This window comes from Maricaulis salignorans, from assembly GCF_900103475.1.
In the GTDB taxonomy this organism is placed as follows: Bacteria; Pseudomonadota; Alphaproteobacteria; order Caulobacterales; family Maricaulaceae; genus Maricaulis; species Maricaulis salignorans.
Map to the genome: position 1 here is coordinate 38,268 of NZ_FNHG01000018.1, position 20,980 is coordinate 59,247.

Sequence of the window (20,980 nt, forward strand, 5' to 3'; positions counted from 1 at the left end):
GAGAGGCGGCAATGAGCACGAAACAGCCCTTTGTGCATTTGCGCGTTCGTTCGCCCTATTCCCTGCTCGAAGGCGCAATCCGGATTCCCAAACTGGTCGAGGCCTGCCTGGCCCAGGACATGCCGGCGGTCGCGCTCACCGATACCAATAATCTCTATGGTGCCCTGGAGTTTTCCGAATATGTCGCGGGCGCGGGCATCCAGCCTATCATTGGCTGTACGCTTTCGATCCGTCTCGGGGTTCCGCATCCCGGCGAACGCGCCGCACCGGATGGCACCATCGCGCTTCTGGTCCAGAACGAGGCCGGCTATCAAAATCTGATGGCGCTCTCGAGTGCCGCCTTCCTCGATGTCGACGGGACAGAGGAACCGCATGTGCCGCTGGAGCAGGTTCTGGCCCATGCCGAGGGGCTGATTGCGCTGACCGGCGGACCCGACAGCGCCCTCAACCGGCTGGTGGTTTCGGGCCGAAAACCCGATGCTGCCGCCTTGCTTGACCAGTTCCAGGCCGCTTATGGCGACCGCCTCTATCTTGAGCTCCAGCGTCATGGCCTTGCCGATGAGCTGGAAGCCGAGAACTGGCTTGTCGAACAGGCCTATGCGCGCGACCTGCCGCTGGTCGCCACCAATGAGGCCTATTTCCCGGACGCGTCGATGCACAAGGCGCATGATGCGCTGCTGTGCATTTCCCAAAGCTCCTATGTCTCGGTCACCGACCGGCGTCGGGTGACGCCGCTGCACTATCTCACCAGTCCGGACGAGATGAATGCGCGCTTCGCCGATCTGCCCGAGGCGCTCGCCAATACGATCGAGATCGCCCGCCGCTGTGCCTTCCGCGTTCGCACCCACGCGCCCATCCTGCCCAGCTTCCCGACCGAGGCCGGCCGCGATGAGGGCGAGGAACTCATCGCCCGCGCCCATGAGGGCCTGACCGCGCGCCTCGCTGCCGGTGCGGCGGCTGCACCGGAAGAAGACTATCGCGCGCGGCTCGATTTCGAGCTCAACGTCATCAAGGAAATGGGATTTCCGGGCTATTTCCTGATCGTTTCGGACTTCATCCAGTGGGCGAAACAGCACGATATTCCGGTCGGCCCGGGCCGTGGTTCCGGGGCTGGTTCGCTGGTGGCCTATTCGCTGACCATTACAGACCTGGATCCCTTGCGTTTCGGCCTTCTGTTCGAGCGCTTCCTCAATCCGGAACGGGTCTCCATGCCCGATTTCGATATCGATTTCTGCCAGGAACGCCGCGGCGAGGTGATCCATTATGTCCAGGAGCGCTATGGCGCCGACCGGGTCGCGCAGATCATCACATTCGGTACGCTGCAGGCGCGCGCCGTGGTGCGCGATGTCGGGCGGGTGCTGCAAATGCCGCTCGGCATGGTCGATCGGCTGGCCAAGATGGTGCCTGCAAACCCGGCCAACCCGGTCACGCTGGGCCAGGCGCTCGATCTTGAGCCACGCCTGCGGGAAATGCAGCGCAATGACCCGTCCGTGGCGGCATTGCTGGAGGTGGCGCTGAAGCTGGAGGGCTTCTTCCGCAACGCCTCCACCCACGCCGCCGGTGTCGTGATTGGCGACCGGCCGCTCAATGAGCTGGTGCCGCTTTATCGCGATCCGCGTTCTGATATTCCCGCCACCCAGTTCAACATGAAATGGGTTGAGCCGGCCGGTCTGGTGAAGTTCGACTTCCTCGGCCTGAAAACCCTCACCGTGATCGCTCGCGCGCTGCAATATGTCGAGACCGCCGGCAAGGAGGTACCCGACCTCGAACGGATCGAGTTCGATGACGGCCCCACGTTCGAACTTCTCGCCTCGGGGCATGCGATCGGTGTGTTCCAGCTGGAATCCACCGGCATGCGCGACACGCTGAAGAAGATGAAGCCCGATCTGATCGAGGATCTGATCGCTCTGATCTCGCTCTATCGTCCGGGCCCGATGAAGAATATCGACGTCTATGTCGACCGCAAATTCGGCCGCGCCGAAGTTGATTGTCTCCACCCCGATCTCGAGGGCGTGCTCAAGGAGACCTATGGCGTCATCATCTACCAGGAACAGGTGATGCAGATCGCCCAGATCCTGTCGGGCTATTCGCTCGGCGAGGCCGACCTGCTGCGCCGCGCCATGGGCAAGAAGAAAAAGGAGGAGATGGACAAGCAGAAAGCCCGTTTCCTCGAAGGCGCCGAAGGGCGCGGCGTCAACCGGGCGAAGGCGGGTTATATCTTTGAGCTGGTGGCGGAGTTCGCCGGCTATGGATTCAACAAATCGCACGCCGCTGCCTACGCCCTGATCGCCTATCGGACCGCCTATCTGAAAGCCAATTACCCGGTCGAATTCATGGCCGGCCTGATGTCGCTCGACCGCGCCAATACCGACAAGCTGTCGGCCTTCTTCCAGGAAATCCGCCGCATGAAGATCGAGGTGCGGCCACCGGACGTGAACGCCTCGCATGCCGATTTCACCGTCGAGGAGGGCACGATCCGCTTCGCCCTCGGCGCGATCCGCAATGTCGGCTTTGCGGCGATGGAGCATATTGTCGAGGAGCGGCTGGCCAATGGCCCGTTCAAGGATTTGTATGATTTTGCCGAGCGCATCGATCCGCGCGATGTGAACAAGCGCACATTCGAGAACCTGGCCCGGGCCGGCGCTTTCGACAGTCTTGATCCCGACCGGGCGCGGGTATTCGGCGCCGCGGAAATCCTGGTCTCGATGGCGCAGCACGCGGCCGAGCAGCGCGAGAGCGCCCAGGCCAGCCTGTTTGGTGGCGGCGATACTGACAGCGCCCTCGAACGCCCCGTCATTCCCGAGCGCGAGCCCTGGATTGCGACCCAGCGGCTCGACGGCGAACTGGCGGCGATCGGGTTTTACCTGTCCGGCCATCCGCTCGATGATCTGACCGAACAATTGACCCAGCGCGGGGTGGTCTTCTTCGCCGACGCGCCGGCCCGCGTCGCCGATGGCGCGACGGCGTTGCGGCTCGCCGGTGTCGTGCGCCGGCGCCAGGAACGGGTCTCCAACAAGAATGGCGAGCGCTTCGCCTGGGTGACCCTGTCGGATCCGACCGGTGAGTTCGAGGTGTTTGTCGCCGCCGACCTGCTGCAGGCCTCGCGTGATTTGCTCGATGCGGGCACGGCCATCCTCGTCAATTGCCGCGTCGATGCCCGCGAAGAGCAGATCGGTTTCTTCTCCGACCGGATCGACGCGCTCGACATGCAATTCTCCGCTGACGGTTTGCGGATCCGGCTCGATGACGCCCAGGCCCTGGCCGGTATCCAGGCCCGGATGGAGCGCGCCGACAACCGTCCCGAGGCCAAGCGCCGGGCGGTGGTGCAGCTGCTGGTTCCACTGCGCGATGGTGGCGAGGTGGAGTTGAAACTGGCCGGCCGGCATTGCGCCGACGCGGCCGTGCAGGCGGCTTTGAAAGCCGTTCCCGGCGTCGCCTCGGTCGAAACCGTCTGACCGGTGCGCGCCACTGTGCCGGGGCGCTGTTGCACCGCTTGCTATTGGCCCGCTTCAAACGTATAAGCCGCGCCATCCCGCACACGGAGCTCGGAAGACGTCAAAATCTTTCGCTCCGGTGCCGTTCGACGTCGAACGGCTCCGCTCCGTGGAGGCCAACCGGAAAAAGGACTTTAACGATGGCACTCCCTGATTTCTCCATGCGTCAGCTTCTTGAAGCTGGCTGTCACTTTGGTCACCAGACCCACCGCTGGAACCCGAAGATGAAAGACTTCATCTTTGGCGAACGCTCCAACATTCACATTCTCGATCTGTCGCAAACCGTTCCGCTGCTGCACCAGGCCCTGGTGAAAGTGCGCGATACGGCAGCCAAGGGCGGCCGCGTGCTGTTCGTCGGCACCAAGCGTCAGGCGTCCGAGCCGCTGGCTCTGGCGGCCAAGCGTTGCGCCCAGTATTACGTCAATCACCGCTGGCTCGGCGGTACGCTGACCAATTGGCGCACGATCTCTTTCTCCATCGCTCGCCTGCGTGAGCTGGAAAGCATGTTCGACAGCGAAGGCGGCCTCGGCGGTCTGACCAAGAAAGAACAGCTGATGCTGACCCGCGAGCGCGACAAGCTTGAGCGCGCGCTCGGCGGTATCAAGGACATGGGCGGCGTGCCGGACCTGATGTTCGTGATCGATACCAACAAGGAAGGCATTGCCATCCTGGAAGCCAAGAAGCTTGGCATTCCCGTGATCGCCATCCTCGACAGCAATTGCGACCCGGACCTGATCGACATGCCTATCCCGGGCAATGACGATGCCAGCCGCGCGATTTCACTCTATTGCGACCTGATTGCCGATGCCGTCCTCGACGGCATGACCGACAGCCAGATGGCGATGGGCGTCGATATCGGTGAAGCCGCTGCCCCGGTTGAAGTCCTCGTCGAGGAAACGGCCGCTGAAGCGGTTGCGCCGGAAGCTGCTCCCGAGGCCGCTGCCGAGACTTCGTCCGACTCTGACAAGACCGAAGCGTAAAGCCTCGATCACACCACAAGACTCAGGAGATACCGATGGCTGCGATTACTGCTGCTCTCGTGAAGGAACTGCGCGAGAAGACCGGCGTAGGCATGATGGATTGCAAGAAGGCGCTGACCGAAAACGGTGGCGACCTCGAAGCCTCCATCGATTGGCTGCGCAAGAAGGGCCTGTCCAAGGCCGCCAAGAAGGCTGACCGCATCGCTGCGGAAGGTCTCGTTGCTGTGGCGACCGAGGGTCATACAGGCTCGGTTATCGAGCTCAATTCCGAAACGGACTTCGTTGCGCGCAATGTCGCCTTCCAGAATGCCGCTGGCGAAATTGCCAAGCTGGCCCTGACGGCCGGCGACGAAATCGACGCGATCAAGGCTGCCAAAATGGCGTCCGGCGATAGTGTCGACGACCATCTGACGCACCTGATCGCAACGATCGGCGAAAACATGTCGCTGCGCCGCGCTGCGGTTGTGACGGCCAATCCGGGCGTTGTCGCCAGCTATGTCCACAATGCTGTGGTCGATGGCATGGGCGCGCTCGGCGTGATCGTCGGTCTGAAATCGACCGGTGACGCTGCCGCGTTGAACGATCTCGGCCGCAAGATCGCCATGCACATTGCTGCTGGCGCGCCTGCTGTCGCGCTCTCGGTCGATGTTGATGGCGTCGATGCCGCGATTGTCGACAAGGAACGCGAAGTCTTCGCGGCCCAGGCTCGCCAGTCCGGCAAGCCCGAGAGCATTGTCGAGAAGATGGTCGAAGGCCGGATCCGTAAATTCCTCGAAGAAGTCGTGCTGATGAAGCAGGTCTTCGTGATGGACCCGGATCGCACGATCGAGAAAGTGGTCGCTGACGCGGCTGCCGAACTCGGCACGTCAATCGAAATCACCGGCTTTATCCGCATGGCCCTCGGTGAGGGTGTGGAGAAACGTCCGGAAGAAGATTTCGCTGCCGAAGTCGCTGCCGTATCCGGCAAAGCCTGACAATAGCAGAGCGCCGGCGCTTTCAAGCGCCGGCGCTTTGTATATGCTGCGCCCTGTGACCGATTCATCTGCATCCTCGCCGCAAGGCCCCGCCACCGCGCCGCGTTTTCGCCGCGTGCTCCTGAAAGTGTCCGGTGAAGCCCTGATGGGCGCCCGCACCAACGGAATTGATCTCGAAACCGCCAGCCATATCTCGGGCCAGGTCGCTGATGCGGTCGCGGCCGGCGTCCAGGTCTGTCTCGTGATCGGCGGCGGCAATATCTTCCGCGGCCTCTCCGGCGCCGCCAAGGGTATGGATCGCACCGCCGCCGACTATATGGGCATGCTCGCGACCGTCATGAATGCGCTGGCGATGCAGAGCTCGCTCGAGCGCATCGGCGTTCAGACCCGTGTCCAGTCCGCCATTCCGATGACCACAGTCTGCGAGCCCTATATCCGGCGACGCGCGATGCGGCATATGGAAAAGGGCCGGGTGGTGATTTTCGCCGCCGGTACCGGCAATCCCTATTTTACGACCGATACAGCCGCAGCCCTGCGCGCGGCTGAAATGGGTTGTGACGCCCTGTTCAAGGGCACCCAGGTTGATGGTGTCTACAGCGCCGACCCGAAAACGCATCCCGATGCCGAGCGCTATGACCAGCTTGAATATCTCGATGTGCTGTCACGCGATTTGCGTGTCATGGACGCCTCGGCGGTCTCCCTGATGCGTGAAAACGCAATTCCGATCGTGGTGTTCGATATTCATCAACCCGGTGGGCTGGTGGATGTGTTGCACGGACGCGGTGTCTGCACGATTATTGGCAAGGTGCGCTCCGAAAGCGCCGCAAGCGAATAGCAAAAAAAAAGGGCAGAGCCATGGGCGACGCGACCGATTATGATGAAGACGACCTGAAGCGCCGCATGACCGGCGCGGTTGAGTCCCTGCGCAAGGAATTTGCCGGCTTGCGGACCGGGCGCGCCAGCGCCGGCCTGCTCGAGCCGATCCGCGTCGAGGCTTATGGCTCGCCAACCCCGCTGACCCAGCTGGCGACCGTCTCGGTTCCGGAATCGCGCATGATCACCGTCTCGGTCTGGGACCGCGCGCTGGCGCCGGCCGTCGACAAGGCGATCCGCAATTCACCGCTCGGGCTCAACCCGATCATGGAAGGCCAGATGCTGCGCATCCCGATTCCGCCCCTCAATGAGGAGCGCCGGGCCGAGATCGCCAAACTGGCGGGCAATTATGCTGAAAACGCCCGCGTTGCGGTTCGCAATGTTCGCCGTGACGGCATGGACGGGCTCAAGAAGCTCGAAAAGGACGGCGTTCTCTCCGAGGACGAGCAGAAGTCCTTTGCCGAGGACGTCCAGAAGTTGACGGACGATGCGATCAAGCGCATCGATGAGAGCCTGAAGGCCAAGCAAGAAGAGATCATGCAGGTTTGATCGGCCTGCACTGCGGAGCGAGACCATGAGCGAGGACGTCTCTGCTCTCAGTCCGGCGCCCAGGCATGTCGCCATCATCATGGATGGCAATGGCCGCTGGGCGAAGGCACGGGGCCGCCCGCGGGCATTTGGCCATGCACGCGGCGTGGAAGCCGTGCGGCGTGTGGTCGAGGCCGCCGGCGAAATGGGCGTGCGCCATCTCACCCTGTTCAGTTTCTCAACCGAAAACTGGAACCGTCCCGCCGATGAGGTTGGCGCGCTGTTCGAGCTGATGCGCCGCTATGTCGAAGCCGACCTGGAAACCCTGCGCGGACGCGGTGTGCGGGTCCGCATTATCGGCCGGCGCGACAATCTGAGTGCCGAGCTGAGGGCGATTATCGAGCGCGCCGAAAACGGCACGCGGCATAATCGCGATTTCCATCTGACGATTGCCTTCAATTATGGTGGCCGCGATGAAATCGTTCGCGCCAGCCGGGAGTTGGCTCGGGCGGCGAAGGCCGGCGAGATCGATCCGGACGCGATCGATAGCGACGCCTTCAGCGCCGGGCTGGATACGGCCGATTTGCCCGATGTTGACCTGGTGATCCGGACCAGTGGCGAACAGCGCATTTCCAATTTCCTGCTCTGGCAGGCGGCCTATGCCGAACTGCTTTTCCTCGACGTCCTTTGGCCCGATTTCGAGCCCCGGCATTTGTCGGCTGCAATCGAGACCTTCCAGCAGCGCGACCGTCGCTATGGGGGGCTGGATGCCGGCGCGGCGTGATCCTGCCTTTCGCAGGCGATTATTGTCCGCACTGGTGCTCGGTCCGCTCGCTCTCGGCCTTCTCACCTATGGGGATTTGCCGTTCACGGCCTGGGTCGCCGCCTTTGCCGCGGCGATGGCCTGGGAATGGATCCAGATGTCAGACCGCGACGCACCGCCGGTCGCCTATGCGATCGCGTGCGCGACCGCGTCGGGTGCCGTGCTTCTGGCCGGGCAGGTGGGTATTGGCGATGCGGTGTTCTGGGGCGGCGCCGGGACGCTCGCCAGTGCCATCGAACGCTGGCGCCGCGGCTGGTCGGTCGAAGTCGTCGGCGTGCTGTACGTCTCGCTCGCTGCGGCCTTGCTTGCCGCGATGCGCGCCGACCCGGCGCACGGCCTGCAAGCGGTGATCCTGCTCTTTGCGATCGTCTGGGCCGCCGACAGTTTCGCCTATCTGGTCGGCACCTGGCTCGGGGGCCCCAAGCTTCTGCCACGCGCCAGTCCCAACAAGACGTGGTCGGGCTTTCTGGCTGGCCTCGCTGCCGGCCTCGCCGCAGGGCTGGCAGCGGGCGCGGTTTTCGGTCTGGATCGGCTGCCGACGGCAATATTCGCCATTATCGTTGCGACCGCATCCGTGGCCGGCGATCTGTCGATGTCGACCTTCAAACGCAGTTTTCACGTCAAGGATTCCGGGACGCTGATCCCTGGCCATGGCGGTGTCCTCGACCGGGTTGATGCCCTGATGCTCGCTGTGATCGCCGCGGTGATCACGGAGCGCTTCCTTCCGCTGGGCTGGGCGGCGACATGATCGCGGCGCGGCGCATTTCCGTTCTCGGGGCTACCGGGTCTGTAGGCCTGGCGACGCTGGATCTGATCGAGCGCGCCGAGCCGGGACGTTTCGAAGTCGTGGCGCTGACCGCGAACCGCAATGCGGCGGCGCTTGCAAGCCTGGCGATCCAGCACCGGGCGCGTTTCGTCGCCATCGGCGATCCGGCTGCTGCACAGGATTTGCGCGAGGCGTTGAGCAGTCATCCCGAGATCGAAATCGGGATCGGCGCTGACGCGATCGTCGAGGCGGCGCGCCGTCCGGCGGACTGGACCATGGCTGCCATTGTCGGGGCTGCGGGCCTGAAACCCACCCTGGCTGCGCTGCGCCAGGGCCGGGCTCTCGCCTTCGCCAACAAGGAATGCCTGGTCTGTGCCGGCGCGCTCTTCATGCGCGAGGCTGCGGCTTGCGGCACGCGCCTCCTTCCGGTGGATTCAGAGCATAACGCCGTCTTCCAGGTGTTCGATTTCGAGCGTCCCGAAGCGATTCGCGCCATCACACTGACGGCATCCGGTGGTCCGTTCCGCACCTGGTCGCTCGACCGGATGCGCAGTGCCCGGCGCGAGGATGCGCTGGCGCACCCGACCTGGGAAATGGGTGCCAAGATTACGATCGACAGCGCGACGATGATGAATAAGGGGCTCGAAATCATCGAGGCCTGCTGGCTGTTTGACCTGACGCCGGATCGGGTCGAGGTCGTGGTGCACCCGCAATCCATTGTCCATGGCATGGTGGAATACGAGGATGGCAGTGTTCTGGCCCAATTGGGTTCACCGGACATGCGCACCCCGATCGCCAGTGCACTGGCCTGGCCACAACGCATGCGCGCGCCGGTCGAGCGCTTGCGATTGAGTGATATTGCGCGGCTTGATTTTGAAACCCCCGATGATGTGCGTTTTCCTGCCTTGCGCCTGGCGCGCGCGGTGATCGCTGCAGGCGGTCCGGCGCCGGCCGTTTTCAACGCGGCCAATGAGATCGCCGTCGCGGGTTTCCTGAAGGGGAGGATCGGCTTCCTTGACATCGCAGCCAGCGTTGAAGAGGTTCTGGAACGAAGCCTTGTCGATGCCGGGATGCCGAAAACGGTTGGCTCATTCGACGATGTTTATGCCATCGACGCGCGGTCGCGCGAACTGGCACGCGACTTGATTGACACCAGTGCAACACTAAGAGCGCGGACACCCTGATATGAGCCTGATTGGCAGCGGATTTCTGACAATATTCTCCTTCGTTTTCCTGATCTCCATCGTTGTGGTGATTCATGAGCTCGGACATTACTGGGCTGGCCGTGTCTGCGGTGTGCATGCCGAGGCCTTTTCGATGGGGTTCGGACCGACGCTTGTGTCCTGGCGGGACAAGCAGGGGACAGTCTGGCGGATCGCGGCCTTTCCGCTGGGCGGTTATGTCAAATTTCTTGGCGATGCCGGTGCGGCCAGCGAACCGGATGAGGCCAAGCTCGCCGAGATCCGCGAACGCATGGGGGCGGATGCGGAGAAATGCTATCATTTCAAACCGATCTGGCAGCGCGCCTTCATCACGGCCGCCGGACCAATCGCCAATTTCATTCTCGCGATCACGATTTTCGCCAGCCTCGCGCTCTCACTCGGCGTCAATTATCTCGAACCCGTCGTCGGCGGCTTCACGGAAGACTCGACAGCCGAACAGGCCGGTTTCCAGGTGGGCGACCGCATCACGGCGATCAACGCCCAGCCGGTGGACCGGTTTCGCGATATTACCAGTGAAGTGAGCTGGCGGCCGGGCGAGCGCCTGACCTTCCAGGTCGAGCGCGACGGCGAATCCCTTGTGCTCGAGGCGGCGGCTGCCCTGACGACTGTTGCCGATTCCTATGGCGGCGAGCGCCAGATCGCACGCCTGGGCATTCAGTCCACCGGTGTTGCCCTGCGCCGCACGTTCAATCCGGTTACGGCGATCAGCTACGGGATGGATCAGACCTGGACAGTGGTGTCCATGACCGGCCGCTATGTCAGCTATGTTGTGACGGGCCGTTCCCCGCCGACCATGCTCAATGGTCCGTTGGGCATTGCAACCACGGCCGGGCAGACGGCAATTTCCAGTGTCGAGCACGGTGACGACGCCGCCCAGAGTGTGTTCCTCTTGCTGATAAACCTTGTAAATCTGGCCGGGTTTCTCTCTGTTGGACTGGGTTTAGTGAATCTTTTGCCGATACCGATCCTCGACGGCGGGCATCTGGTGTATTACGCCTATGAGGCGGTCGCTCGGCGCCCTCTGAGTATGAAGGCGCAGGCGATCGGTTTTCGTGTGGGTCTTGCACTTGTGCTCGGGATGATGCTTGTAGCGACCTGGAATGACCTGAATTATCTTCTCGGTCAGATTTTCTGACCGGGCCCAGCAAGCGGCGATTTTCAATGGTAAGTGTTCTGCGCGTGCTCTTTGCGACCCTGATGACTATCGGCCTTCCGGCGATTGCATCGGCGCAACAAACCGGTCCGGAAACGGCGGAACCAGCGGTCGAGGCGCCTGCGCCGCTACCGGTCATCCGGCAAATCCTGGTCGAGGGCAATCAACGCGTCGAAGTCGACACGGTTCTGTCCTATCTGGTGATCCAGCCCGGCCAGGTCGCTGATGAGCGCCTGACCAATCTGTCGATCCACACCTTGTTGGCGACCGGTCTGTTCTCCGATGCCCAGATCGAGCATCGCGGCGAAATCGTCCTTGTCCGCGTGATGGAAAACCCGATCATCAATCGTGTGGTGCTTGAGGGCAATCAGGCCATTGATGACGACAAGATCACCGATGAAATCCAGGCTCAGCCGCGCGCGATCTTCACGCTGGCGCGCGCCCAGTCGGATGTTCAGCGGATCATCGAGGTTTATCGCCGTTCCGGTCGCTTCGCGGCCACCGTGACGCCCAAGATTATCGAACAGCCGCAAAACCGGGTCGATCTGGTTTTCGAAATTTCCGAGGGTCCCGTCACCGGCGTCCGCCGGATCAATTTCATCGGCAATGAATCATTCTCCGACAACCGTTTGCGCCGCGAACTGGTGACGCGCGAATCGCGTTGGTGGCGGTTTTACGGCTCGAACGACAATTACGATCCCGACCGGCTGGAATATGATCGCGAATTGCTGCGTCAATTCTACCAGAATCGCGGCTATGCGAACTTCCGGGTCCTGTCGGCGGTCGCCGAACTGACGCCCGACCAGGATTCCTTCTACATCACGATCACGATTGATGAGGGCGAGGTCTATAATTTCGGCACTGTCACGGTCAGCACCGAGATCCAGGATCTCAACGAGGACTATCTCGTCGCGCTCCTGCCTGTCAGGGAAGGGGATATCTTCCGCGGTGAGCTGATCGAGCAGAGTATCGACTCGCTGACCTTCGCCGCCGGCGTGGCAGGCTATGCCTTCGTCAATGTGCGGCCTGTGACCCAGCGTGATCGCGAAACGCGCACGGTCGAAGTCGAATTCGTGATTGATGAGGGACCGCGGGTCTATATCGAACGGATCGACATTGCCGGGAATACCCGCACGCTCGACCGGATCGTCCGGCGCGAGCTCGATATCGTCGAGGGTGACGCCTTCAACCAGGTCCTGGTTGATCGCTCGCGCAATAATATCCGGCGCCTCGGCTTCTTTGAGGAAGTCGAGCTGGAAGAAACACCGGGTTCGGCCCCTGACCGTGCCCGTGTGCGCGTCCAGGTCACCGAACAACCGACCGGCGAGCTCGCCTTTGGCGCCGGTTTCTCCTCCACCGACTCCTTCCTGGTCGATCTGTCGATCTCGGAGCGCAATCTGCGCGGCCGTGGCCAGTTCCTCCGCTTCCGGGTGTCGGTCAGCGGGACGCGGGAAACGATCGATGTCCGCTTCACCGAGCCCCGCTTCCTGGACCGGAATCTGGCAGCCGGTTTCGACGTGTTCCGGGTCAATTCCGATTTCCTGTCCGAGGCCTCATTCCAGACGGCTTCGACCGGCGGCAGCCTGCGTCTGGGCTTCCCGGTGACGGCACAGGCCAATCTGCAATTGCGCTACACGCTGCGGAACGATGATGTTCAGGTCTATTCGACGGCGTCCCAGGCTCTGCGCGATCAAGCGGGTAGCCGGGTCACGTCGGTGCTGGGCTATACGCTCAACTGGTCACGTCTTGATGACCCGATCGAACCGCATAACGGCTTCCGTTTTCAGTTCAGCCAAGATTTCGCCGGATTTGGGGGCGATGTTCGCTACGTCCAGACGGAGTTCTCCGGCTCCTACTTCAAGGGCCTGTTCGGCGACGTTGTTGCCAGCTTCAATATGAATAGCGGCTTTATCCTGCCGTGGAGCGGTGACTCGGTCCGGATCAATGATCGATTCTTCAAAGGCGGCAGCTCATTCCGCGGCTTTGAAGTCGCTGGTGTCGGGCCGCGTGTTGTGACCCGCGATGACACCACGGGTGAACTGGTCCGCCGGGACGCGCTCGGTGGCAGGCTTTATGCAATCGGTTCATTGGAAGTCAATTTCCCGCTCGGCCTGCCCGAGCAATACGGTGTGCGCGGCAGCGTGTTCACCGAGTTTGGTACTCTGGGTCTGCTGGATGAGGGTGATCAGATCGATGAAGTCACGGGTCAACTCTTCACCGTGGACGATCTGGCGCTTCGTGCATCAGCCGGGGTCAGTATCTTCTGGGATTCACCATTTGGTCCGGTTCGTTTCGACTTTGCTCAAGCCTTCATGCGTGAAGATTACGACAAAGCCGAATTCTTCCGTTTCAGTACTCGTACAGGGTTCTAAATAATGAAATCGTTTAAACTTTTCGTCCTTCTCCCGATCTTCCTTGCGGGCCTCGCAGCCCCGGCCATGGCACAGCAGAATATTGCTGTGATCAATGAGCAGCGCGTTCTGCGTGAAAGCGTCGTCGGGCAGCATATCCGTACCCGTCTTGAAGCGATTGGCGCCGAAGTCCGTGCCGAGCTGACCGCGATTGGTCAGCCGATCCAGCAGCAGACCGAAGCGCTGACCACCGAAACCGCTTCCATGACGCAGCAGGCCATCCAGCAGCGTCCCGACCTGATGCAACGCATTGAAGCGCTGAACCAGCAGGCGCAGCAATTCGAGCTTGAGCGCCGTCGTCGTGAGCAGGAGCTTGCACAAACGGAACGCCAGGCCATGCAGCCGGTTTATGAAGCCCTCAACCCGATCCTCGAGGAAGTGGTGGCCTCGCGCGGCATCGATATCCTCGTTGACCGCGCCAATCTGGTCTTCGCCAGCGCCGACGTTGATATCAGCGATGCCGTCATCGCCTTGCTGAACCAGCGTCTGCCGACCGTGCCGGTCAATCGTGTTCGCCTTCCTGAAGGTGCGCCGGCCGCGGCTCAACAATAGAATAGTCAGGACAAGCCCGTGGCAGACCTGCGGTTCTATCAGGGGCTTGGCCCGATAACGATCACAGAGGTCGCCGCACTTTCGGGTGCGGCGATTTCTGATTCAGCCATGGGCGCGATGACGCTCAGCGATGTTGCACCGCTCGAAGCGGCTGAGGCCGGCAAGCTGAGCTATGCCGAATCGCCCAAGGCGCTGAACGCCCATGCTGCGGGCGCCCTGGACGGGGTTTTCCTCATCGTACCGCCGGATCTGGCCGGGGTCGCTGGCGCGATGGGCGCCCTGATTCTCACCCATCGCGCCCCACGCCAGGCATTTTCCCGTATTGGGTCACATCTGTTTTCGCTGCGCGGGTTTGACGGCACAGAGCGCCGGCATCCCGAGGCCGACTGCCACCCGTCCGCGCGGATTGCGCCGGGCGCCGTGATCGCAGCCGGCGCCTCGATCGGCGAGGGGGTCTCGATAGGTCCCAATGCCGCGATCGGGCCGGGTTGCCGGATTGGGCGTTTCACCTCGATCGGCGCCAATGTCAGTATCAGCTGCGCCGATATCGGTGAGCATTGCAATATTCTTGCGGGTGCCGTGATTGGCGAGGCTGGTTTCGGTGTCGCAGTATCGGGCGGAAGCGTGATCGATGTGCCGCATCTGGGCACAGTGCGGTTAGGGGATAATGTGACCGTCGGAGCCAATTCAGCGATTGATCGCGGCGTCTTTGGCGAAACCCGTATCGGCGACGGCTGCAAGATCGATAATCTTTGCCATATCGCCCATAATGTCAGCCTCGATGCGGCCTGCCTGATGCCCGCCTTTGCCGGCGTCTCGGGCAGCACGCGGATTGGCAGGGGCGTCATGTTTGGTGGCCGGGTCGGTGTGTCCGATCATGTCGTGATCGGCGACGGCGCCCGCATTGGTGCCAATTCAGCCGTGATGGCCGATGTTCCGGCCGGCGAGACCTATGCCGGCGCGCCCGCCCAGCCTATTCGTCAACACATGCGTGAGATAGCCGAGATTCGCCGCATGGTGCGCGCCCGCGCAAAAGCCAGGACCGGGGAGTAATCGCGTGTCTGAACGCATTGAAAATACAGAAATTCTCAAACTTCTGCCGCACCGCTACCCGTTCTTGCTGATCGATGCCGCGGAAGATTATGTCGAAGGGGAATCGATCACCGGAATCAAGGCGGTGACCGCGAACGAACCCTTTTTTCCCGGTCATTTCCCCGGCAATCCGGTCATGCCCGGCGTGCTGATGATCGAGGCGATGGCCCAGACGGGCGCCGTGCTGATGTACAAGACTCTGAAGGCCTCGCCCGATAGTGCCACGGTCTTTTTTGTCGGCGCCGACAAGGTCAAATTCCGCTTTCCGGTCCGCCCGGGCATGATGTTGCGGCTCAATGTCGTCGTGACCGCTGCCCGCCACGGCCTGTTCAAATTCCGCGGTGAAGGTTTCGCCGATGGCAACAAGGCCGTCCAGGCTGAATTTTCCGCGAAGGCAATTGCACACTGATGGACGCAACCAATATCCACCCGACCGCCATCGTCTCCGCCGATGCCAAGATTGGCGAAGGGGTTGAGATCGGCCCTTTCTGCATCGTGGGGCCGCATGTCATCCTGCACGACCGCGTCCGGCTGGTCTCGCACGCCACGGTCGATGGCTATACCGAGATCGGCGATGATTGCGTGCTGTATCCCGGCGTGCATCTGGGCCATCCGCCGCAGGACTTCAAATACCAGGGCGAGGAAACCTGGCTCATCCTGGGACAGCGCAATATCATGCGCGAGGGCGTGACGATGCATCCCGGCACGGCCTTCGACAAGGCGCGTACGATTGTTGGCAATGATTGTTACTTCATGGCCGGCTCGCACATCGCCCATGACTGTATCGTCGGTGACCGGGTCGTTCTGGCCAATGGTGCCCAGATCGCGGGCTCGTCGCAGATCGGCGACCATGTCATCTTTGGCGGCCTGTCGGGCGTGGTCCAGAAGACCCGCGTTGGCCGGCACGCCTTTATCGGCGCGATGACCAAGGTCGCCGCTGATGTGATCCCCTATGGTTCGGTCAATGGCAATGATGCCTATCTGGTCGGTCTGAATGTTGTCGGGCTGAAACGCCGTGGCATGCCGCGCGAGGCACTGCGCGATCTGCGCGCCGCCTACCGCTTGCTGTTTGCGGAGGAGGGCACGTTCCAGGAACGCCTCTCCGATGCCGCCGAACTCTACTCCCACAATGACCATGTGATGGAAATCATCGCCTTTATCCGCGCTTCGTCGAAACGCGCGCTTTGTATGCCCCATGCCTGATCAACCGCACTGGACCCGGCTCGGCCTGGTCGCCGGTGGCGGCGATTTGCCGGTCGAGATCGCGCACGCCATGGCCGGGATGAATCCCTTCATCGTGCGCGTGAAGGGATTCGGCACGGATCCGTTCGAGGGGTTTGAGAGCGTCGAGAAATCGATCGGCCAGATTGGCGGTATCCTCAAGGCGCTGAAGACGGCGGGCTGCGACGCGCTATGCTTCGCCGGCTATGTGACCCGTCCCGACATTAAGGACCTGCAGATGGATGCGCGCGGGCTTGTGCTCGTGCCCAAGGCCCTGGCCGCCGGCCGCAAGGGCGATGACGCGATATTGCGCGTTGTGATCGAGGAATTCGAGCAGGCCGGCCTGACGGTGATTGGTGCCAATGACGTGCTTAAATCCCTGGCCCCGGGCGCTGGCTTGCTGACACGGACCGCACCGTCCCCGGCCGACCAGGCTGATATCGACAAGGCGCTGGCCACCGCGCGCCATATGGGCGAAATGGATATTGGCCAGGCCGCTGTCGTTGCGCGCGGTACGGTCCTGGCCGTCGAGGCCCAGGAGGGCACCAATCCGATGCTCGACCGGCTGGTTGAACTGCCCGCGCATTTGCGCGGCCAGGCCGATGATCGTTTTGGGGTGCTGGCCAAGACCCCCAAGCCGATCCAGGAACGTCGCATCGATCTGCCGACCATCGGTCTGGAAACCGTCGTGCGCTGCGAGCGGGCCGGACTGGCGGGCATTGCGCTCGAGGCCGGCGGCGCGCTGATCGTCAATCGCGAGGCGGTGATCGAAGCGCTCGATGCTGCCGGCATGTTCCTGCTGGTCAGCGAGGCGGGCCAATGACAACGCCGCTGGTCTATATCGTGGCCGCTGAGCGTTCCGGAGAATTGCTCGGCGCCGACCTGATCCGCTCCCTGCGCAAGGTGCGCGGCGACAGCCTCGATTTTGCCGGGGTTGGCGGTGCCGCGATGGCCGCCGAGGGCGTTCCGACCGCGGTCGATATTGACGGGCTGGCAATTATTGGCTGGATTGACGGGCTGCTGGCCTTCAGGCGGGTCAAGGAGCGCGTGGCGCTGACGGTGGCTGACATCCTCGCCCGCAAGCCCGATGTCGTCGTCCTGATCGATTCATGGGGCTTCATGCTGCGCGTTGCCCAGGGCGTCCGCGCCGCCGATCCATCAATCAAGCTGATCAAATATGTCGGCCCGCAAGTCTTCGCGACCCGGCCGGGCCGCGCCAAAACCCTGGCCGCGACCGTCGATCACCTATTGTCGATCGTCAGTTTTGACGCGCCTTTCTATACCGATTTCGGTCTGCCGGTGACCTTCGTCGGCAATCCCACGCTTGAGCGCATGACGGTCGGAGACGGGGCGGCTTTTCGGGCCAGCCATGGTCTGGACCCGGATGCACAGGCCATGCTGGTCCTGTTCGGCAGCCGGCCGGCGGAAATCCGGCGCATGTATGATGTGATGGTGCAGGCGATCGAGCGTATCCTGCGCCGCCAGCCAGCCTTGAAGATCGTTATCGTGGTGGCGGAGCCGGTCGCAGAGGTCGTACAGGCGCGGCTGCAGATTGATACCCGCATGCCCGACGACATCATCATCGTCAGTGAAGCGGAGAAGGCGGACGCGTTCGCGGCCGTCGATCTGGCCCTGGCCTGTTCCGGAACGGTGATTACCGAATTGGCGACGACCGGCGTGCCGACCGTCGCCGCTTACCGGCTGGGCTGGATCACCTGGGCGCTGATCCGCATGCTTAATGTGATGAAATCGCCCTACACCACGCTGGTGAACATGGCATCCGACTCAAACCTTGTGCTCGAGCACGTCCAGACACGCTGCACGGCACCGCGGCTGGCCGCCTCGACCCAAAGCCTGCTGGACTCGCCCGAGCGGCGCCGGCAAATCGGCCAGGCGCTGCGCCAGGCGACCGACGAGATGCGCGGTGAGGGCAAGGCCAGCGACCGCGCAGCCGAGGTCGTGCTGCAATACTTGCCCCGCGCCTGACGCTTTTTCCATTCGCACAACGAAAAAAAAGGCCGCCCCGAAGGGCGGCCTTTTTCATGTCGTGTCGGCGCTGGATCAGCCGCGCTTGCTCAGATCGACATAATCGCGCGGTGTGGCGCCGGTGAAGAGCTGGCGCGGACGGCCGATCTTCTGGGATGGATCCTCGATCATTTCCGACCATTGGGCGATCCAGCCGACCGTGCGCGCGACGGCAAACAGCACGGTGAACATCTCGGTCGGGAAGCCCATCGCGCGCAGCGTGATGCCCGAATAGAAATCGATATTCGGATACAGCTTCTTCTCGACGAAATACGGGTCTTCCAGGGCGATGCGTTCGAGCTCGAGGGCGACCTGGAGCAGGGGGTCATTGCCGTGGCCGGTGATCTCCAGCACTTCATGACAGGTATCGCGCATCACGGTCGCACGGGGATCGTAGTTCTTGTAGACGCGGTGACCGAAGCCCATCAGGCGGAAAGGATCATTCTTGTCCTTGGCCTTGGCGATATATTCCGGGATGCGGTCAACTGTGCCGATTTCCTCGAGCATGTTGAGCGCGGCCTCATTGGCACCGCCATGCGCCGGGCCCCACAGCGAGGCAATGCCCGCGGCGATACAGGCGAAGGGATTGGCGCCCGACGAGCCGGCGAGACGCACGGTCGAGGTCGAGGCGTTCTGCTCATGGTCGGCATGGAGGATGAAGATCCGGTCCATCGCGCGGGCCATGACGGCATTGGCTTCATAATCTTCCGCCGGGACGGCGAAACACATGCGCAGGAAATTGGCCGCATAATCCATGTCATTGCGTGGACTGATAAAGGGCTGGCCGATCGCGTATTTGAACGCGCGGGCCGCAATCGTCGGCATCTTGGCGATCATGCGATGGCTGGCAATCGTGCGCAGCTTGGGGTCGGTGACGTCCGTGCTGTCATTATAGAAGGCTGACAGCGCACCGACGGTCCCGACCATGATGGCCATTGGGTGAGCGTCGCGGCGGAAGCCCCGGAAGAACTGGTCGAACTGGTCGTGCAGCATGGAGTGGCGACGGATCGTCCAGTCGAAATCCTGCAACTGGCCGGGCGTTGGCAGTTCGCCGTGCATCAGCAGATAGCAGACTTCGATAAAGGACGAGCCCTTTGCCAATTGCTCGATCGGATAACCGCGATAGAGCAGGACGCCCTTGTCGCCGTCGATATAGGTGATCTGGCTCTCGCAGCTGCCGGTCGAGGTGAAGCCCGGGTCATAGGTGAACATGCCGGTCTTGCGGTAGAGCGAACGGATGTCGATGACATCAGGCCCGATCTCGCCGCTGAGCACGGGAAACTCAACGCTCGTACCGTTATAGGTGAGCGTCGCGGAACCGTTCGGTTTGGCCTTGCTTTCCATCATGTTTTCCCTGTCTGGCGGCCGCCGGCATCAGATGCCCGGCGACAATTGATCCTTGATTCGACCCAGCACTTCATCGCGGCCGAGGACGGCCATGACGAGTGCGAGATCCGGGGCGGGTGCCCCACCGGTCAGGACCGCACGGAGCGGCTGACCGACTTTGCCAAATCCGACACTTTCGGACTCGGCGAATTGCTTGAGCAGGCTCGCGAGCGCTGCATCATTCCACGCATCGGTTTCCACGAGCCGTGTGAAAAGGCGGTTAAGACGCGCGCAGGCGGTCTCGTCCAATTGTTTGGCAAGCTTGCCTTCGAGCTGAAACGGGCGGGCTTTCACAAGAAAATACGCCTGCTGGGCCAGTTCGGCCAGCGTTGCCGCGCGGGTTTTGAGCGCCGGCATCGCATTTCTTATGCGGTCCGCCTTCAGGGCCGCATCATCGATCTGCCCGTCCAGGCCTTCCAGGAAAGGTGTGACGAGCTCACAAAGGCGCGCATCATCGGCCTGGGCGATATGGTGGGCATTGATATGCGACAGTTTGTCCAGATCGAGCCGGGAGGGCGATTTATTGAGCCCGCCCATGTCGAAGGCAGCAATGGCCTCGGCATCGGTGAAGATTTCCTGATCGCCATGGGACCAGCCCAGCCGCAGCAGATAATTGCGCAGGCCTTCGGGCAGATAACCCATATCGCGATAGGCTTCCGCACCCAGCGCGCCATGGCGCTTCGACAATTTCTTGCCGTCGGGCCCATGGATCAGCGGGATGTGGGCGAAGACCGGGCGTTTCCAACCCATCGCGTCATAGATCTGCGCCTGACGGCCGGCATTCACCAGATGGTCATCGCCGCGGATGATATGGGTGATGTCCATATCATGGTCGTCGACCACCACGGCGAGATTATAGGTCGGGCTCATATCGCTGCGCAGCAGGACGAGATCGTCGAATTCCTTGGCCGCCCAGCGCACTTCGCCCTGGACCGCATCCTCGACCAGCATGTCCGCATCACCGGCGCGAAAGCGCACGACAAAGGGCGCGCCATCGGGGGCATTGGCCGGGTCGCGGTCGCGCCAGGGCGAACGCAGGGCCCGGCCCTCATCGAAGGCGGCGGCGCGCAGGGCGTCGACTTCATCGGCGTCGCAATAGCAACGGAAAGCGTGACCGGACGCAACCATTTGGTGTGCAATCTCGACATGCCTGTCGGCGCGGCTATATTGGGAGACGAGATCGCCATCCCAGTCGAGGCCGAGCCAGCTCAGCCCGTCCTGGATCGCATCGATGGCCGGCTGGGTCGAGCGGGCCCGGTCCGTGTCCTCGATCCGCAGCAGGAATTGCCCGCCATGATGGCGCGCAAACAGCCAGTTGAACAGCGCCGTGCGGGCGCCGCCAATGTGAAGGAAGCCCGTCGGGGAGGGAGCAAACCGGGTGCGGATCATGGTTTTCAAGTGTTGCACCTGCGAGATCATGCTGCGCTGCAAGAAGAATATCGTTTGTTAGCATGATTACCGGCGGTGGCGATAGGGGTT

The 20,980-nt window shown here is 62.3% G+C and carries 18 protein-coding genes; 16 read left to right on the forward strand and 2 right to left on the reverse strand.

Annotation, left to right across the window (positions count from 1 at the left end; genetic code table 11):
* Window positions 1–11 precede the first annotated feature (11 nt).
* From dnaE to lpxB, 16 genes are all read left to right on the forward strand, one after another.
* A complete protein-coding gene (gene dnaE / locus BLT42_RS12525) occupies window positions 12–3,455 on the forward strand; it encodes a DNA polymerase III subunit alpha (RefSeq protein ID WP_091771305.1) in 3,444 nt (1,147 codons plus the stop codon).
* 179 nt (window positions 3,456–3,634) lie between these two features.
* A complete protein-coding gene (gene rpsB / locus BLT42_RS12530; RefSeq protein ID WP_091771307.1) occupies window positions 3,635–4,474 on the forward strand; it encodes a 30S ribosomal protein S2 in 840 nt (279 codons plus the stop codon).
* Window positions 4,475–4,509: 35 nt separating this feature from the next.
* Window positions 4,510–5,448, forward strand: coding sequence for a translation elongation factor Ts (gene tsf / locus BLT42_RS12535; RefSeq protein WP_091771309.1), 939 nt, complete (start codon window positions 4,510–4,512; stop codon window positions 5,446–5,448).
* 43 nt (window positions 5,449–5,491) lie between these two features.
* A complete protein-coding gene (pyrH, locus tag BLT42_RS12540; RefSeq protein ID WP_091771311.1) occupies window positions 5,492–6,283 on the forward strand; it encodes a UMP kinase in 792 nt (263 codons plus the stop codon).
* Between the two features lie 20 nt (window positions 6,284–6,303).
* Entirely contained in the window at window positions 6,304–6,870 is a 567-nt protein-coding gene (gene frr / locus BLT42_RS12545; RefSeq protein ID WP_091771313.1) for a ribosome recycling factor, read from the forward strand.
* A gap of 25 nt (window positions 6,871–6,895) precedes the next feature.
* Window positions 6,896–7,633 carry an isoprenyl transferase gene (locus BLT42_RS12550; protein ID WP_091771315.1) on the forward strand — a complete coding sequence of 246 codons (738 nt, stop codon included), beginning with the start codon at window positions 6,896–6,898 and terminating at the stop codon, window positions 7,631–7,633.
* 22 nt (window positions 7,634–7,655) lie between these two features.
* Complete coding sequence (locus tag BLT42_RS12555) at window positions 7,656–8,420, forward strand: phosphatidate cytidylyltransferase (RefSeq protein ID WP_233342479.1); 765 nt, start codon at window positions 7,656–7,658, stop codon at window positions 8,418–8,420.
* Window positions 8,417–9,622, forward strand: coding sequence for a 1-deoxy-D-xylulose-5-phosphate reductoisomerase (dxr, locus tag BLT42_RS12560; protein WP_091771317.1), 1,206 nt, complete (start codon window positions 8,417–8,419; stop codon window positions 9,620–9,622). Before BLT42_RS12555 ends, dxr begins: the two co-directional genes overlap by 4 nt.
* A 1-nt stretch (window position 9,623) precedes the next feature.
* Window positions 9,624–10,796: a M50 family metallopeptidase gene (locus tag BLT42_RS12565; RefSeq protein ID WP_091771319.1), complete on the forward strand. Its 1,173-nt coding sequence runs from the start codon at window positions 9,624–9,626 to the stop codon at window positions 10,794–10,796.
* Between the two features lie 26 nt (window positions 10,797–10,822).
* A complete protein-coding gene (bamA, locus tag BLT42_RS12570; RefSeq protein ID WP_091771321.1) occupies window positions 10,823–13,186 on the forward strand; it encodes an outer membrane protein assembly factor BamA in 2,364 nt (787 codons plus the stop codon).
* A 3-nt stretch (window positions 13,187–13,189) separates the two neighbouring features.
* Window positions 13,190–13,777 (forward strand): OmpH/Skp family outer membrane protein, encoded by a 588-nt coding sequence (locus BLT42_RS12575; protein WP_091771323.1) that lies wholly within the window; start codon window positions 13,190–13,192, stop codon window positions 13,775–13,777.
* 18 nt (window positions 13,778–13,795) lie between these two features.
* Window positions 13,796–14,830 carry a UDP-3-O-(3-hydroxymyristoyl)glucosamine N-acyltransferase gene (gene lpxD / locus BLT42_RS12580; protein WP_091771325.1) on the forward strand — a complete coding sequence of 345 codons (1,035 nt, stop codon included), beginning with the start codon at window positions 13,796–13,798 and terminating at the stop codon, window positions 14,828–14,830.
* Between the two features lie 4 nt (window positions 14,831–14,834).
* A complete protein-coding gene (gene fabZ / locus BLT42_RS12585; protein WP_091771327.1) occupies window positions 14,835–15,278 on the forward strand; it encodes a 3-hydroxyacyl-ACP dehydratase FabZ in 444 nt (147 codons plus the stop codon).
* The gene (gene lpxA, locus BLT42_RS12590; protein ID WP_091771329.1) at window positions 15,278–16,072 is read left to right on the forward strand and encodes an acyl-ACP--UDP-N-acetylglucosamine O-acyltransferase; all 795 of its coding nucleotides are present in this window, start codon (window positions 15,278–15,280) and stop codon (window positions 16,070–16,072) included. Before fabZ ends, lpxA begins: the two co-directional genes overlap by 1 nt.
* Complete coding sequence (locus tag BLT42_RS12595; RefSeq protein WP_091771331.1) at window positions 16,065–16,913, forward strand: LpxI family protein; 849 nt, start codon at window positions 16,065–16,067, stop codon at window positions 16,911–16,913. The genes lpxA and BLT42_RS12595 overlap by 8 nt, the downstream gene beginning before the upstream one ends.
* Window positions 16,910–18,076, forward strand: coding sequence for a lipid-A-disaccharide synthase (gene lpxB / locus BLT42_RS12600; RefSeq protein ID WP_091771333.1), 1,167 nt, complete (start codon window positions 16,910–16,912; stop codon window positions 18,074–18,076). Before BLT42_RS12595 ends, lpxB begins: the two co-directional genes overlap by 4 nt.
* 75 nt (window positions 18,077–18,151) lie before the next feature.
* On the opposite strand, the gene gltA is transcribed toward lpxB, so the two are convergent.
* Both gltA and gltX read right to left on the reverse strand, forming a co-directional pair.
* Window positions 18,152–19,459, reverse strand: a complete 1,308-nt coding sequence (gene gltA, locus BLT42_RS12605) for a citrate synthase (protein ID WP_091771359.1) — start codon at window positions 19,457–19,459, stop codon at window positions 18,152–18,154.
* Between the two features lie 30 nt (window positions 19,460–19,489).
* The gene (gene gltX, locus BLT42_RS12610; protein ID WP_091771335.1) at window positions 19,490–20,920 is read right to left on the reverse strand and encodes a glutamate--tRNA ligase; all 1,431 of its coding nucleotides are present in this window, start codon (window positions 20,918–20,920) and stop codon (window positions 19,490–19,492) included.
* Between the last annotated feature and the right edge of the window lie 60 nt (window positions 20,921–20,980).

Bases quoted from the DNA above. Each gene is read 5' to 3' on its own strand.
- pyrH (WP_091771311.1), top strand. From the start codon at position 5,492: ATGCTGCGCCCTGTGACCGATTCATCTGCATCCTCGCCGCAAGGCCCC.
- lpxB (WP_091771333.1), top strand. From the start codon at position 16,910: ATGACAACGCCGCTGGTCTATATCGTGGCCGCTGAGCGTTCCGGAGAA.
- BLT42_RS12565 (WP_091771319.1), top strand. From the start codon at position 9,624: ATGAGCCTGATTGGCAGCGGATTTCTGACAATATTCTCCTTCGTTTTC.
- rpsB (WP_091771307.1), top strand. From the start codon at position 3,635: ATGGCACTCCCTGATTTCTCCATGCGTCAGCTTCTTGAAGCTGGCTGT.
- lpxA (WP_091771329.1), top strand. From the start codon at position 15,278: ATGGACGCAACCAATATCCACCCGACCGCCATCGTCTCCGCCGATGCC.
- gltX (WP_091771335.1), bottom strand. From the start codon at position 20,920: ATGATCTCGCAGGTGCAACACTTGAAAACCATGATCCGCACCCGGTTT.
- frr (WP_091771313.1), top strand. From the start codon at position 6,304: ATGGGCGACGCGACCGATTATGATGAAGACGACCTGAAGCGCCGCATG.
- dnaE (WP_091771305.1), top strand. From the start codon at position 12: ATGAGCACGAAACAGCCCTTTGTGCATTTGCGCGTTCGTTCGCCCTAT.
- bamA (WP_091771321.1), top strand. From the start codon at position 10,823: ATGGTAAGTGTTCTGCGCGTGCTCTTTGCGACCCTGATGACTATCGGC.
- BLT42_RS12575 (WP_091771323.1), top strand. From the start codon at position 13,190: ATGAAATCGTTTAAACTTTTCGTCCTTCTCCCGATCTTCCTTGCGGGC.
- BLT42_RS12550 (WP_091771315.1), top strand. From the start codon at position 6,896: ATGAGCGAGGACGTCTCTGCTCTCAGTCCGGCGCCCAGGCATGTCGCC.
- dxr (WP_091771317.1), top strand. From the start codon at position 8,417: ATGATCGCGGCGCGGCGCATTTCCGTTCTCGGGGCTACCGGGTCTGTA.
- BLT42_RS12595 (WP_091771331.1), top strand. From the start codon at position 16,065: ATGCCTGATCAACCGCACTGGACCCGGCTCGGCCTGGTCGCCGGTGGC.
- tsf (WP_091771309.1), top strand. From the start codon at position 4,510: ATGGCTGCGATTACTGCTGCTCTCGTGAAGGAACTGCGCGAGAAGACC.
- gltA (WP_091771359.1), bottom strand. From the start codon at position 19,459: ATGGAAAGCAAGGCCAAACCGAACGGTTCCGCGACGCTCACCTATAAC.